Source organism: Microbacterium sp. 77mftsu3.1, assembly GCF_900100525.1.
GTDB classification, from domain to species: domain Bacteria; phylum Actinomycetota; class Actinomycetes; order Actinomycetales; family Microbacteriaceae; genus Microbacterium; species Microbacterium aquilitoris.
The window spans coordinates 447,459-460,788 of the sequence record NZ_FNCR01000003.1 but is presented as its reverse complement, the minus strand read 5'-3'; the positions used below and the strand labels follow the sequence as shown (position 1 = coordinate 460,788).

Here is a 13,330-nt window from a genome sequence, read left to right as displayed (position 1 = left end):
AGTGAGCACGCCGCGGGACGTCTCATGGGGGTCGGGCGGGCGTTGGTGAAGCGGTACCCGGCGGTGTGGGAGTCGATGAGCCACGCGGATATCACCGACACCCACGCGACGATCATCGTCGACGGGCTCGATGAAGTCGACGTCGTGCGCGACGAGCTGGTGTCCGAAGTGCTCGCACTCGCGGAGGAGATGCCGACCGGGCCGTTCCGCCGCGCCGTGAAGCGGATTGTGGACAGGGAGCGTGAAGCGACCATCGCGGAACGTCACATGGATGCCGTCGCCCGCAGGCACGTGCGCGTCGAACCCGGTGCGGACGGGATGGCGTGGCTCACCGCGCACCTCCCCGCCGTCGAAGCGCACGCGATCCACGGGCGGCTCACCGCCATCGCGAAAACGTTCGATGATGAGCGCATCCTGGATCAGAAGCGCGCCGACGTGTTCGGCGACCTCCTCATCGACGGGGAGACCGAATCCCTTCCCGACACGGTGCGCGGCATCCGCCCGACCGTCACGGTCACCGTGCCCGCTCTCACGCTCCTGACGGGTGACGGCTCTGCCGCGCAGGTCGACGGCGTCGGCCCGATCCCGCTCGACCATGCGCGGGAGTTGTGCGGGGCGGCATCCGGGTGGATGCGGGTCCTCACCCACCCCGAAACGGGGGTCGTCCTGTCCGTCGGCCGTGAGCACTACCGGCCTCCCGTGGACCTGCGCCGGCTCGTCGCGTGGCGGGCCGCCCGGTGCATGGCCCCCGGCTGCGGGATCCCGGCGGATCGGTGCGACATTGACCACACCGTCGACTGGCACCACGGCGGACACACCGACGCCAGCAACCTCGCACCGCTCTGCCGCGGGCACCACACCTTGAAGCACCACACCGGCTGGCACGTCAGAGCCCAACCCGGTGGCGCACTCGAATGGACCTCACCCGCCGGCCGGGTCTACCTCGTAAAGCCCGAACGGCGGATTCCGCAGTTCACCACCGACCCACCACCGTTCTAGCGGTCGGTACGGTGGGCCCGTGGGCAACGAGACCGAAGCGCGCAAGCGAGCGCTGTGGGCGAAGCAGGATCGGCAGGTGAAGAGCCGGACCCCTCCGCGGCTCGATGATGGTCGACGCCTGATCCGCGTCTTCCCGGAGTACGTCACCGATCTCCCGCTCTGGGAGAGGTTCACCGAGCACTATCTGATCGAACGCGGGATGCTGCCTCTTTCGACAGATCTTGAGGATTCGCTCGCGGCGTGGAACCAGGAATGGCAGATCCACACGCTGGAGGGCGGGATCCCCGACGAGCAACGTTGGCTCGCGCACGGACATGCGCTCGTCCGGCGTCTCCGCACGGAGCTCCACGGCATCGCCGAGATCCGCGCCGAGTTCGAAGACTGAGCGACTGAGCCTCAGGCGCGGTGGTCGCGGTAGTACTCCAGGAGCGCCTTGGTCGAGGCATCCTGCGAGTCGAAAGCGTCGCTGTCGCCCTCGATCGCGGGCGCGATCTGCATGGCGAGCTGCTTGCCGAGCTCGACGCCCCATTGGTCGAACGAGTTGATGCCCCAGATCGCACCCTGCGTGAACGTGATGTGCTCGTACAGGGCGACCAGTTCGCCGAGCACCGTCGGCGTCAGGGACGGCGCGAAGATCGACGTCGTCGGACGGTTGCCGGGGAACGTCCGTGCCGCGACCAGTGCACCGGTCGTACCCTCGGCCTCGACCTCCTCGGCCGTCTTGCCGAACGCCAGCGCCTTCGTCTGCGCCAGGAAGTTCGCGAGGAACAGGCCGTGCACATCCCGGTCGCCGTCGGTCAGCGCGTAGGCGGGGTTCGCGAACGCGATGAAGTCCGCCGGGATCAGTCGCGTGCCCTGGTGGATCAACTGGTAGAACGCGTGCTGCCCGTTCGTGCCCGGCTCACCCCAGAACACCTCGCCGGTGTCGGTCGTGACGGGGGAGCCGTCCCACCGCACCGACTTGCCGTTCGACTCCATCGTCAGCTGCTGCAGGTACGCGGCGAACCGGCTCAGCTGCTGCGCATACGGCAGTACCGCGTGCGACTGCGCGCCGAGGAAGTTCGTGTACCAGACGTTCAGCAGGCCCATCAGGACCGGCACGTTCTGCGCGAGCGGCGTCGTCCGCACGTGCTCGTCCACTGCGTGGAAGCCGGCCAGCAGCTCGCGGAACGTGTCAGGCCCGAACTCGATCACGAGCGACAGCCCGATGGCCGAGTCGACCGAGTACCGGCCGCCCACCCAATCCCAGAAGCCGAACGCGTTCGCGGTGTCGATGCCGAAGTCCGCGACCTTGTCGAGTGCCGTGGACACCGCGACGAAGTGGTGGGCGACGGCATCCTTCTTCTGCTCGTCGCTGCCGTCGATGGCCCCCGCCGACGCGAGGCCCTCCCACAGCCAGTCACGGGCGAGGCGCGCGTTGGTCAGCGTCTCGAGCGTCGTGAACGTCTTCGAGGCGACGATGAACAGCGTCGTCTCGGGGTCGAGGTCCTTCGTCTTCGACGCGATGTCGAACGGGTCGATGTTAGAGACGAAGCGCGCCGAGATGCCGGCATCCGCATACGGCTCCAACGCCGCCGAGATCATCACGGGCCCGAGGTCCGACCCGCCGATGCCGATGTTGACCACCGTCTCGACCTTCTTGCCGGTGATGCCGGTGAACTCGCCCGTGCGCACCCGGCCCGCGAACTCGGCCATCGCGTCGAGCACGCCCTGCACGTCGGCGTCGACGTCCTGACCGTCGACCGTCAGCGACGGCGTCGCGTCGGCGGGACGCCGGAGAGCGGTGTGCAGCACGGCACGATCCTCGGTCGTGTTGATGTGCTCACCCGCGAGCATCGAGGCGTACCGCTCGGCGACGCCGGTCTGCTCGGCGAGGCGCACGAGGGCGGCGACGATCTCGTCGGTCACGAGGTTCTTCGACAGGTCGACGTGCAGGTCGGCGACGTCGTGCGTCAGCTTGGCGACGCGCTCCGGGTCTGCCGCGAACCAGCCGCGCAGATCGGGGGTGAAGCCGGCTTTCAGCGACTCGAGTTCAGCCCAGGCGGACGTGGTGGTGGCATCGATCGGAGCGTTGGTCACCCCTCAACGCTACTCACGTTCCGACCCCTCCGCCCCCGCGTGTCGTACGCGGTCGGCGCACCCACGATCCGACCCGCCGCGAGCGTGACGACGTCGTCCACGTCACCGAGCTCGCCGAGGTCGTGCGTCACCACGACGACCGCCGCACCCCTGTCGGCCGCGACGCGCAGAGCGGATGCCGCGGCTCGCCGCGACGCATCGTCGAGACCGCTCGTCGGCTCGTCGAGGAGCAGCAGATCCGCGTCCTGCGCGAGCGCCTGGCCGACGAACGCCCGCTGACGCTGACCTCCCGAGAGCGCACCGAGCGGACGAGAGGAGTACGGCCTCAGCCCGACCGCGTCGATCGCCTCGGCGACGCGCTCCCGGTCCCTCCGCCGCAGCGGGCGAAAAGCGCCGCGCTCGCGCCAGCGGCCCATCGACACGAGATCGGTGACGGTCAGGGGCAGTCGTGCGGTGTCGGCGGTGTGCTGCGGCACGAGTGCGATCGCCGTTCCCGGGCGCATCTCGACCGTGCCCGACGTCGGCGCGCGGAGCCCCGCGAGCACGGATACGAGCGTCGACTTCCCCGACCCGTTCGCGCCCACCACAGCGGTGAGCACGCCGGCGCGAACGTCGAGATCGACGCCGTCGAGGGCGCGGTGCCCGTCGATGTCGACGCAGACCTCACCCAACCGGACGACGACCCGTGAGCTGTGCATCCGACCAGTATTGCAAATGAAAACCGTTCTCAATTACGTGTACAGTCGGGCACCGTGTCCGTGCTCCTCGATCCGTTCGCCGTCGCCTTTGTCCAGCGCGCCCTCGTCGGTGGCGCCCTCGTCGCGGTCGTCTGCGCCGTCGTCGGCACGTGGGTCGTCCTCCGCGGCATGGCTTTCCTCGGCGAGGCGATGGCCCACGGCATGCTGCCCGGGATCGCGGTCGCCACTCTCACCGGGTTCCCACCCGTGGCCGGCGCGGCCGTCAGCGCGGCGGCGATGTCGCTCGGCGTCGGAGCCCTGCAGCGCCGCGGCCGGATCTCGGCCGACACCAGCATCGGCCTCCTCTTCGTCGCGAGTCTCTCGCTGGGGGTCATCGTCATCTCGGCCTCGCGCAGCTTCGCGACGGATGCCTCGGCCATCCTCTTCGGCGACATCCTGGCGATCGAGCGGGGCGACCTCGTGCTCCTCGCCGTCGCTGCGGCTGTGACCCTGCTGGTCGCCGCCGCGGGCCACCGCTCCTTCGTCGCACTCGCCGTCGATCCGAGGCAGGCGCAGCTGCTCGGCCTCCGCCCTCGCCTCGCGCACATCCTGCTCGTCGGCCTCGTCACCCTCGCTGTCGTCTCGGCCTATCAGGCCGTCGGATCGCTCTTGGTTGTCGGCATGCTCCTCGGACCGGCCGTCGCCGCCGGCGCGTGGACCCGCCGCATCGTGCCGACCATGGCGCTCGCGGCCGTCATCGGCACCGCCGCCGTGGCCGTCGGCCTCGTCCTCTCATGGCACCTCGGCACCGCCGCGGGAGCCACCGTCGCCTTCACGGCGATCTGCTCCGGCGCGGTGTCCACCGGCATCCGCGCCCTCATCCGCCCCACCCGCTCCTCCCTCGACGAAAGGACCGCATGAACCGCCGCGTCCCGATCGCCCTCGTGCCCGTGCTCGCCCTCACTCTCGCCGCCTGCCAGTCGGCGCCGGCATCCGTCCCCGAATCGACGGGCGAGGGGCACGGCGCCATCGCGGGCGCCACCGAGCTCGCCGAGCCCGCCCTGCACCTCACGAGCGTCACCCCGGGCGGTGAGGTCCGCCACCTCGACCTGCTCGACGAGACGACCGACGCACTCGGCGAGATCACGCCGCCGACCTCGCTCGAGACCGACGGCCGGTTCCTCTACGCGGGGCGCGACGGCGGCGTCGGGATCGTCGACAGCGGCGTCTGGACGTGGAACCACGTCGACCACTTCCACTACTACGAGGCTCCCGCAGTGATCCTCGGCGACCTCACCGGCGACGGCGAGCCGACCGTCGTCGCGAGCGACCTCGGTGCGGGGATCCGGTTCGACGGGGGAGAGGCCGTGCTCCTCGACCTCGACGCGCTCAAGAAGGGGCGCATCGAGGAGCGCTTCCGCCTCGATGTCCCCGCCGGCTCGGGCATGGTGGTCCCGCTCCCGACGGGCGCCCTCGTGACGGATGCCGACGGTCTCCGCCACGTCGACGCGACCGGCGCCGACGTCGAGACCGTGCCCTGCAATGATCCCGCCGGTTCGATCGCCACGAACGTCGGCGTCGTCGTCGGATGCGCCGACGCTGCGATCCTGGCGGTGACGGATGCCGACGGCACCTCGTTCGAGCGGATCCCCTACCCCGAGGGTGCCGACGACCGCGCGCTCTCCTTCGCCGCACGCGAGGGGCGGCCGACGGTCGCCGGCCTCACCGGCGGCGACGCGTTCTGGCTGCTCGACACCCGCGAGCGCGCGTGGACCCGCGTCGATGCCGGCGAGCCGCTCGCCCGCGTCGCCGCGGTCGACGACGCCGACCAGCACGTCGTCGCCCTCACGACGAAGGGGGAGGTGCTCGTTCTCGACGGGGAGTCGGGGAAGCCCCTCGCCCGCACGAAACCGCTGGTGACGGCATCCCTCGCCGACCCCGTCCTCGCGGCGGGCGTGACCCTGCAGATCGACGCGAACCGCACCTACCTGAACGGACCCGCCGAGAACGCGATGTTCGAGATCGACCACGCCGACTCCGCGCGCATCGCGCGCACGTTCGAGACGCCGGATGCCCCTGCCTTCGTCGCGGAGACGGGCCGATGAGGCGCGCGCTCGCCGCGGCGGTCGTTGCCGCCGTCGCCGCGCTGACGGGGTGTGCCGCCGCGGGCAGCGACCGGCCGACCGTCGTGGTCACGACCGACCTGCTCGGGGACATCACGGCGAACCTCGTCGGTGACGAGGTCGATGTCGTCACCCTCATGCCCCGCGGCAGCGACCCGCATTCGTTCGAGCTCTCGGCGCGTGAAGCCGCCCGCATGCGCACCGCCGACCTGCTCGTTTCGAACGGGCTGGGGCTCGAAGAGGGCGTGCAGCACCACGTCGACGCCGCGGTGGCCGACGGGGTCGCCTCGTTCGTGGCGGGCGACCACATCGAGCCGCTCGACTACGCCGACTCGGATGCCGTCGACCCGCACTTCTGGACCGATCCCACGCAGACCGCCCGCGTGGTCGAGGCGCTTGCGCCGCAGCTCGCGCAGATCGCCGGGGTGGAGGCATCCGTCGTCGAGAAGGCGGCCGCTGCCTACCTCGACGAGCTCGACGAGCTGGATGCCGACATGGCCGACACCCTCGGTGCGATCCCCGTCGAGCATCGGGCGCTCGTCACGAACCATCACGTCTTCGGCTACCTCGCCCGGCGCTATGACGTGCGGATCCTGGGAGCGGCGATCCCGGGTGGGACGACCCTCGCCGCGCCCAGCGCCTCGGACCTCAAAGACCTCGTCGACGCGATCGACGAGGCCGGCGTGACGACGATCTTCGCCGACTCGTCGCAGCCCGACCGGCTCATGCGGGTGCTCGCCGACGAGGCCGGCCGCGACGTCGACGTCGTCTCACTGTTCACCGAGTCCCTCGCCCCCGAAGGCTCCCCGGGCGGCACCTACCTCGACATGATGCGACGCAACCTGCAGAGCATCGCCGACGGCCTCACCCCATGAGGCATTCCCTGGAAAGGAAACCCATGAAGAAGACCCTGCAGTTCGGTGCCCTCGCCGGCGCCGCTGCCCTGCTCCTCGCGGGCTGCGCGTCCGCAGCGCAGCCCGCATCCGACCCCGCCGACAGCGCGGCCGTACCCGACGGCCCCCGTGTCGCCGTCGGGTACGAGGGGGGCGTGCTCGTCCTCGGTGGCGACGACTACGCGAATCTCGGCGAGTTCGGTTCCGAGGACTTCATCCGCCTCAACGCCGCCGGCGACGGCCGACACGTGATGGTGACCACGTCGAAGGGCTTCCAGCTGCTCGACGCGCAGCAGCCAGAGCTCACCGACCTCGTCGTGCCCGCCGCCACCGCGGGGCACGTCGTCTCGCACGCAGGCAAGACGGTGTTGTACGACGACGCGACCAGCGACACGACGATCTTCGACTCGGCAGAGCTGGCGAAGACGGGCGATGCCCTCCCGAAGGCCGACGTCATCGCCGGCGTCACCGCGCACCACGGCGTCTCCGTCGAGCTCGAGGACGGCACCCTGCTGACGACCGTCGGCGACGAGTCAGGGCGCACCGGCATCCGCGTCCTCGATAAGGACCGCAACGAGATCGCGTCGAACGACGAGTGCCCCGGCGTGCACGGTGAAGGAACCGCGAAGGACGAAGCGGTGGTCTTCGGCTGCGAGAACGGCGCCCTCGTCGTGAAGGACGGCACCATCACGAAGCTCACGTCTCCTGACGAGTACGGCCGCATGGGCAACGCCTACGTGTCCGAGAACAGCCCGCTCGTGGTCATGGACTACAAGGACGACCCGGATGCCGAGGGCTACCTCCTCCGCAACCTCGCCCTGATCGACACCGAGGCGAACACGCTCGAGAAGGTCGCGCTGCCCGACGGTGTCGAGTACACCTACCGCGGCGTCGGACGCGGGCCGGACGCCGAAGCGGTCCTGATCGGGACCGACGGCAAGCTGCACTCGATCGACCCGGCCACGGGTGAGATCATCTCGTCGCTGTCCGTCGTCGACCCGTGGGAGGGCCCGGCCGAGTGGCAGGACCCGCACCCGTCCGTCAAGGTCGCAGGGTCGTTCGCCTACGTGACCGATCCCGCCGACAGCGAGATCATCGTCGTCGACCTGGCCGCCGACAAGATCGCGAAGACCGTGGCGCTCGACCACGTCCCGAACGAGATCGCCGTCGTCGGCTGACCCCTGACACACCGCGAGCCGTCGCGGATGGTCGTTTCCCCGGTTCGGGGGCGACTATCTGCGACGGCTCGTCGTACGTAAGGGGCTAGACGCCGGGGCGGAGGGTGACCGTACCGGCCGAGACGGTGGCGTCGATGGTGCGCGTGGCGCTCGTCGAGGTCTGCAGTCGGTTGTCGAACGTGCCGACGGAGACGTCGGACGTCACGCGGTACGCCTCGTCAGGGAGGGTCGCCACGAGGGTCCCCGCGCTGACATCCACACGGACGTCGTCGAGGTCCTCGCCGCGGAGGTCGGCAGTGATCTGACCCGCGCCGATGGTGAGATTCGCGCGCTGCACGTCGCCGACAGCGACGTCGGCATCACCGGCGCTGACATCGACCCGGACGTCGTCCGCGGTGCCGGTCACCGTCGCGTCGCCCGCACCGACCGACACGTCGAGGAGCCCGTAGGTGCCGTCTGCCGTAACCGATCCCGCCGCGACGTTGACGTCGGCATCCAGCTTCTGGCCCGCCATCTCCTCGGGGAGCGTCAGCGTCGCGCGATTCTCGGTCGCGTCGAAGCCCACCTGCAGCATCCACCACGGGCGCGAGTTGGAGAGCGACAGCGTCTCGCCGCGCCGCTCGAGCTTCCAGTCGCGGTTCCCGTCGACGGTGAGGGTCGCCTCGTCGACGTCCGCATAGTCGACGACGACGTGACCGGCCGAGACGTCCAAGGACAGGCCCGTCACACCCGCGACATCGGCCGACTGATCGCCGGCGCCGCGATTCGTGCTCGCGTAGGCGATCGAGCCGATGCCCGAGACGAGCGTCCCGAGCAGCAGTACGCCGCCGAGCGACATCGCGATGATCGAGACGATCTGCGCCGACGCGCGCCGCGGCTGCTGCGGTGGCTGCGGGGCAGGCGTCGTGGGAGCGGTGGGCGGGGGAGTGAGGTCGATGCTCATCGGTTCGTTCCGTTCTGATCGGGATGCCCAGCGGCGGGCGAGGTGCCGTGTTCGAGGTGGACGAGAGCCGCGAGCACCCGTCGGTTGCCGTGCTCATCCTGTTCGAGGCCGAGCTTCTGGAAGAGCGAGGTGATGTACTTCTCGACGCTCGCCTCCGAGACGAAGAGCGCCGTGGCGATGGCCGCGTTGCTCTTTCCCTCGGCGATGAGCGCGAGGACGGAGCGTTCCCGGTCGGTGAGGCGCGACATCCGCTCGTCCCGCGCTCGGCGGGTCAGCAGCTGGGCGACGACCTCGGGGTCGAGGACCGTGGCCCCGGCGGCGATCCGGTCGATCGAGTCGAGGAAGTCCTTGACGTCGGCCACGCGGTCCTTCAGCAGGTACCCGAGGGCGGCGTTCTGCCCGGTGATGAGGTCGCTCGCGTAGCGCTCCTCGACATACTGGCTGAGCACCAGCACGGGGAGGGTGGGATGCTGCGCCCGCAGCGTCAGCGCCGCCCGGATGCCCTCATCGGTGAACGTCGGCGGCAGCCGGACGTCGAGGATGCAGAGCTCCGGCGCCGACGCGGTCACCGTCTCGACGATGTCGCCGGCGTGGGGGAGGGCGGCGACCACGGTGTGGCCGGCGTCCTCCAGCACGCGGACCAGGCCTTCGCGCAGCAGCGTCGAGTCCTCGCAGATCAGGATGCGCACGGGACCGTCACCTCCAGAGCCGTCGGTCCACCGATCGGGCTGTCGAGCGTCGCGGTGCCGCCGGCGGCGAGCACCCGGTTCATGATCCCGTCGATACCGCCGCCGGGCAGCACGCGTGCGCCGCCGATGCCGTTGTCCTCGACGCGCGCCCAGATGAGGCGTCCGGCCTGGGCGTCGTCGCGGCTGCGGACCACGACGCGCACCTCGGTGGCGCGGGCGTGCTTGGCGGCGTTGGTGAGCGATTCGGCGATGACGAAGTACACCGCCGCCTCCGAGGTCGCGCTGCAGCGTTCGTCGAGACGGACGTCGAGGGCGACGGGGACGTGGGACCGTGCCGCGAGGGCTGAGAGGGCGGCATCCAGTCCCCGGTCGTCGAGGACCGACGCGTGGATGCCGCGGGCCAGCTGGCGGAGCTCGGTGATGGCCGCCTTCGTCGAGGTGTGCGCCTCATCGATCAGCGCCTTCGCCGCGACCGGGTCGGAGTCGATCTTCTGCTGCGCGAGCCCCAAGGTCATCCCGACCGAAACCAGCCGCGGCTGGACGCCGTCGTGCAGGTCGCGTTCGATGCGGGTGCGCTCGACCTCGCTGGCCCGCACCGCACCGGCCCGCTGGGCCCCGGCGGTCCGCGCCTGCTCGGCGAGGACGGCCTCGCGCGAGGGCACGAGGATCGACCGGGTCAGAAGGTCGTCGAGCAGGGTGACCCCGAACAGGATGCCGAGGCTCACCAGGACCGCGAGTATGCCGCCCGCGACGGCCCAGCCGCCCGTGAGCGGGATGCCGAGGACCGGCAGTCGGCCGCCCGCGGCGCCGCCGAGAGGCGAGACGGCGAGTCCGATGCCGGTCACGACGGCAGACGTGGCCCCGATGACGATCCAGCCGAGCACGGAGGCGATCGCGAAGCTGCCGATGCCGCGCCACATCGCCCCGTCGATGAACTGGAGCCACAGTGTGCGGAGGAAGCCTCGGAAGCCCGGCTCCCCGCTCCTGCGGATAGCCAGCGGCGGGATGCCGTGGCCGTACAGGCCTTCGGCTCGTTCATGCTCGAGCCAGGCCGCGGCCCACGCGACGTAGAGCGCAGCGATGATCAGGACGAGGCCGATACCCAGGACGAGCGCCAAGCCGATACCGGTGCCGAAAAGGGTGGCGGCGGTGGTGAGGATGCCGATGCCCACCAGGGCGATGGCGGCGAGCTGCGCGAGCGCGCCCAGGCGCCGCAGCGGCCGGAGCCGCCGGGGAGGCGCGGAGGTGTCGGAAGTCATGTCCCCACGCTAGGGGCGACCCCGAGACCGCCACATCGGGGCGGACCCGAGACGTCCTTTCGGGTTATCCCCCAAAGGGCGGATCCGGCGTACGGTGGCGGAATGGTCAGCATCCCCACGGTCTCCCTCAACGACGGCACCGCGTTCCCGCAGCTCGGTCTCGGCACCTACAACCTCCGCGGCGAGGACGGCACGCAGTCGATCGTCACCGCGATCGAGGGTGGCTACCGGTTGCTCGATTCGGCCGTCAACTACGAGAACGAGCGCGAGGTCGGCGAGGCCGTGCGGCGCAGCGGCATCCGGGACGACCTCATCGTCACGACGAAGGTCCCCGGTCGCGACCATGGCTACGACGAGACCCGCCGCAGCGCCGAGGGATCGCTCGAGCGCCTCGGGCTCGAGCGCATCGACCTGTACCTCATCCACTGGCCCAACCCGAGCGTCGACAAATACGTCGACACCTACCGCGCGATGGTCGATCTGCAGAAGGAGGGGCGCGTCGGATCGGTCGGCGTCTCCAACTTCACCGAGCCGATGCTCGCCCGGATCATCGAGGCGACCGGCGTCGTGCCGGCGGTCAACCAGGTCGAGCTGCACCCGTACTTCCCGCAGGCGCACCTGCGGGCGTTCCACGCCTCGCAGGGCATCCGCACCGAGAGCTGGAGTCCGCTCGCCCGGCGCTCGGAGCTGTTGAGCGAGCAGGTCGTCATCGACACCGCGGCCGCGCACGATGTCACGCCGACGCAGGTCGTCCTCCGCTGGCACGTTCAGCTCGGCAGCACGCCCATTCCGAAGTCCGCCGACCCCGCCCGCCAGGCCGAGAACGCCGACGTGTTCGAGTTCTCGCTGACGGACGACGAGATCGCCGCGATCTCGGCCCTCGAGCGCGGCCGGTTGTGGGACGGCGACCCCGACACCCACGAGGAGATGTGAGCATGGGTGGACTCGTCGGCTGGCATCTGCTGATCCTCCTCGGAGTCGTCGCGATGATCGCGTTGATCGTCTGGGGGATCTACTGGATCGTGCGGCTCGCCGCGCGCCACGGAAGTGAGGATGCCGCCGACCGTCGGTCACGCGTGGGCTAGGGTTCAGGCGAGATATCCCCACCAGCCGTCGCGCAGGTCGACGGCCCAGTCCGCGTGGCGGAGCACCGGCATCCCCAGGATGAGCTCGAACGGCGGATCGCCGGGCCGGACGAGTCCGGCGATGTCGGCGACGGCGGCGATCGATGGAGCGAACCGACGACCTCCGATCGTCACCTCCGGGAGCAAGACGAGGGGAAGCTCGTTCGCGGCACCCGAGGCATCCGTCCCCTCCGCCTCGCCCGCAGGACGGAAGTGTTCCGGATGCCGCGCCACCACACCCCGGTCGATGACGCTCACGCTCGCACCCGAGTCCCAGATGGCGGGCCACGCGCCGCCCGCCCAGGCGACGTCGACGTAGGGATGCCCGCGCGAGGACTGCACCAGATCGCGCCGCTCGTCCACGGGCGACTCGGCGTCGAGCTCGAGCAGCGCGGCGTAGAAGCGGAAGTCCAGCCGGTGGCGACGCAGCACATCGAGCCCGAGCAGCGACGGCGCCGCGGGATTCGGTTCGAGGTCGAACACCGGCCGCTCGACCACGAGGTCGCCGATGCGCAGCTCACGCGCGGTGACGCGCTCTGTCGACCCGGCCCGGGAGAAGACCCCGCCGCCGCCCGGGTCCTGCGGTGTCAGCCGCTCGAGCCCGGCCGTGAGCGGACCGTCGACGAGGCCGCTGCGCGCGCCGCCGGTGTCGACGATGAGGCTGTGGATCGTGCCGTCGATCTCGGCCACCACCCGCACCGCGATCGCGTCGGGCAGGTCCGGATCGGCATCCAGGTCGAGCGGGATGACTGTGCTCACGGCATCACCCTAATGAGCGCTCAGAGCGACTGCAGCAGCACCCGCATCCGGCGGAGCACCTCGTCGAGGTGATCGGTCAGAGAGGCGCCTGCGGGCTCGGATGCCCATGCCTCCAGTGCTGCCTGCAGGGCTTCGACGGTGACTCCCGCGATCGCCGCCGCCGTCGCCTTGTCCTCGCCGCGGCGGCGGAAGCCCTCCCTGATGGCGTCCCGCAGATCCGCCTGCTTGCGCAGGTCCCGCTCGCGCAGCGCCGGCTCGGATGCGATCACCTGGCGGGCGAAGCGAATCTCGGCACGCCGGGGCTCGAAGCGCTCGCGCGCCAGCATCCGGAGACCGTCGATCACGACCTGCATCGGCTGCGCGTCCCGCGGCGCCTCGGCGATCATGCGGGTCGCGAGCTGCGGGATCTCGTCGTCGTCGAAGAAGACCTCGCGCTTGTCGCTGAAGTGGCGGAAGAACGTGCGGCGCGTCACGCCGGCCCGGTCGACGATGTCGGGCACGGTGGTCGCCGCGTAGCCGCGCTCCTCGAAGAGCGAGAGCGCCGCCGCTCGCAGTCGTTCCCGGGTGTCCGGTGCCCATCTGGCCATCCGGACAGCATAGTGACGAC

At 70.6% G+C, this 13,330-nt stretch carries 15 protein-coding genes; 8 read left to right on the top strand and 7 right to left on the bottom strand.

Annotated elements, in window-relative coordinates; all coding sequences use genetic code 11:
* On the top strand, window positions 1-999 hold a 999-nt coding region (locus BLR68_RS10815; RefSeq protein WP_091362302.1), incomplete at its 5' end, for an HNH endonuclease signature motif containing protein.
* Window positions 1,000-1,018: 19 nt separating this feature from the next.
* Entirely contained in the window at window positions 1,019-1,384 is a 366-nt protein-coding gene (locus BLR68_RS10810; RefSeq protein WP_018186802.1) for a hypothetical protein, read from the top strand.
* 11 nt (window positions 1,385-1,395) lie between these two features.
* On the opposite strand, the gene pgi is transcribed toward BLR68_RS10810, so the two are convergent.
* Both pgi and aztA read right to left on the bottom strand, forming a co-directional pair.
* The gene (gene pgi, locus BLR68_RS10805) at window positions 1,396-3,078 is read right to left on the bottom strand and encodes a glucose-6-phosphate isomerase (protein WP_018186803.1); all 1,683 of its coding nucleotides are present in this window, start codon (window positions 3,076-3,078) and stop codon (window positions 1,396-1,398) included.
* Window positions 3,075-3,776 carry a zinc ABC transporter ATP-binding protein AztA gene (gene aztA / locus BLR68_RS10800; RefSeq protein ID WP_018186804.1) on the bottom strand — a complete coding sequence of 234 codons (702 nt, stop codon included), beginning with the start codon at window positions 3,774-3,776 and terminating at the stop codon, window positions 3,075-3,077. Before aztA ends, pgi begins: the two co-directional genes overlap by 4 nt.
* A gap of 54 nt (window positions 3,777-3,830) precedes the next feature.
* On the opposite strand from aztA, the gene aztB reads away from it, so the two are divergent.
* Genes aztB through aztD form a run of 4 tightly spaced genes read left to right on the top strand, consistent with a single transcriptional unit; the run spans window position 3,831 to window position 7,949 of the window.
* A complete protein-coding gene (gene aztB / locus BLR68_RS10795; protein ID WP_018186805.1) occupies window positions 3,831-4,676 on the top strand; it encodes a zinc ABC transporter permease AztB in 846 nt (281 codons plus the stop codon).
* Window positions 4,673-5,860: a hypothetical protein gene (locus BLR68_RS10790; RefSeq protein ID WP_018186806.1), complete on the top strand. Its 1,188-nt coding sequence runs from the start codon at window positions 4,673-4,675 to the stop codon at window positions 5,858-5,860. The genes aztB and BLR68_RS10790 overlap by 4 nt, the downstream gene beginning before the upstream one ends.
* A complete protein-coding gene (locus tag BLR68_RS10785; protein ID WP_018186807.1) occupies window positions 5,857-6,753 on the top strand; it encodes a metal ABC transporter substrate-binding protein in 897 nt (298 codons plus the stop codon). Before BLR68_RS10790 ends, BLR68_RS10785 begins: the two co-directional genes overlap by 4 nt.
* Before the next feature lie 23 nt (window positions 6,754-6,776).
* Complete coding sequence (aztD, locus tag BLR68_RS10780) at window positions 6,777-7,949, top strand: zinc metallochaperone AztD (protein ID WP_018186808.1); 1,173 nt, start codon at window positions 6,777-6,779, stop codon at window positions 7,947-7,949.
* A gap of 85 nt (window positions 7,950-8,034) precedes the next feature.
* Here the strand turns inward: aztD and BLR68_RS10775 are convergent, their stop codons facing one another.
* From BLR68_RS10775 to BLR68_RS10765, 3 genes are read right to left on the bottom strand one after another with little or no spacing between them, the layout of a single operon-like run.
* Window positions 8,035-8,892 carry a hypothetical protein gene (locus tag BLR68_RS10775; protein WP_018186809.1) on the bottom strand — a complete coding sequence of 286 codons (858 nt, stop codon included), beginning with the start codon at window positions 8,890-8,892 and terminating at the stop codon, window positions 8,035-8,037.
* Window positions 8,889-9,581 (bottom strand): response regulator, encoded by a 693-nt coding sequence (locus BLR68_RS10770; RefSeq protein ID WP_018186810.1) that lies wholly within the window; start codon window positions 9,579-9,581, stop codon window positions 8,889-8,891. The genes BLR68_RS10775 and BLR68_RS10770 overlap by 4 nt, the downstream gene beginning before the upstream one ends.
* Window positions 9,569-10,840 carry a sensor histidine kinase gene (locus tag BLR68_RS10765; RefSeq protein ID WP_018186811.1) on the bottom strand — a complete coding sequence of 424 codons (1,272 nt, stop codon included), beginning with the start codon at window positions 10,838-10,840 and terminating at the stop codon, window positions 9,569-9,571. Before BLR68_RS10765 ends, BLR68_RS10770 begins: the two co-directional genes overlap by 13 nt.
* 102 nt (window positions 10,841-10,942) lie before the next feature.
* Here BLR68_RS10765 and BLR68_RS10760 point away from each other — a divergent pair, with 102 nt between their 5' ends.
* Together BLR68_RS10760 and BLR68_RS17985 are read left to right on the top strand one after the other, a co-directional pair.
* On the top strand, window positions 10,943-11,773 hold the full coding sequence (locus BLR68_RS10760) for an aldo/keto reductase (RefSeq protein ID WP_018186812.1): 831 nt from the start codon (window positions 10,943-10,945) through the stop codon (window positions 11,771-11,773).
* A 2-nt stretch (window positions 11,774-11,775) separates the two neighbouring features.
* Complete coding sequence (locus tag BLR68_RS17985; RefSeq protein ID WP_018186813.1) at window positions 11,776-11,925, top strand: hypothetical protein; 150 nt, start codon at window positions 11,776-11,778, stop codon at window positions 11,923-11,925.
* 3 nt (window positions 11,926-11,928) lie between these two features.
* On the opposite strand, the gene BLR68_RS10755 is transcribed toward BLR68_RS17985, so the two are convergent.
* A complete protein-coding gene (locus BLR68_RS10755; RefSeq protein WP_018186814.1) occupies window positions 11,929-12,723 on the bottom strand; it encodes an aspartyl protease family protein in 795 nt (264 codons plus the stop codon).
* Window positions 12,724-12,743: 20 nt separating this feature from the next.
* Window positions 12,744-13,310, bottom strand: coding sequence for a TetR family transcriptional regulator (locus BLR68_RS10750; protein WP_018186815.1), 567 nt, complete (start codon window positions 13,308-13,310; stop codon window positions 12,744-12,746).
* Between the last annotated feature and the right edge of the window lie 20 nt (window positions 13,311-13,330).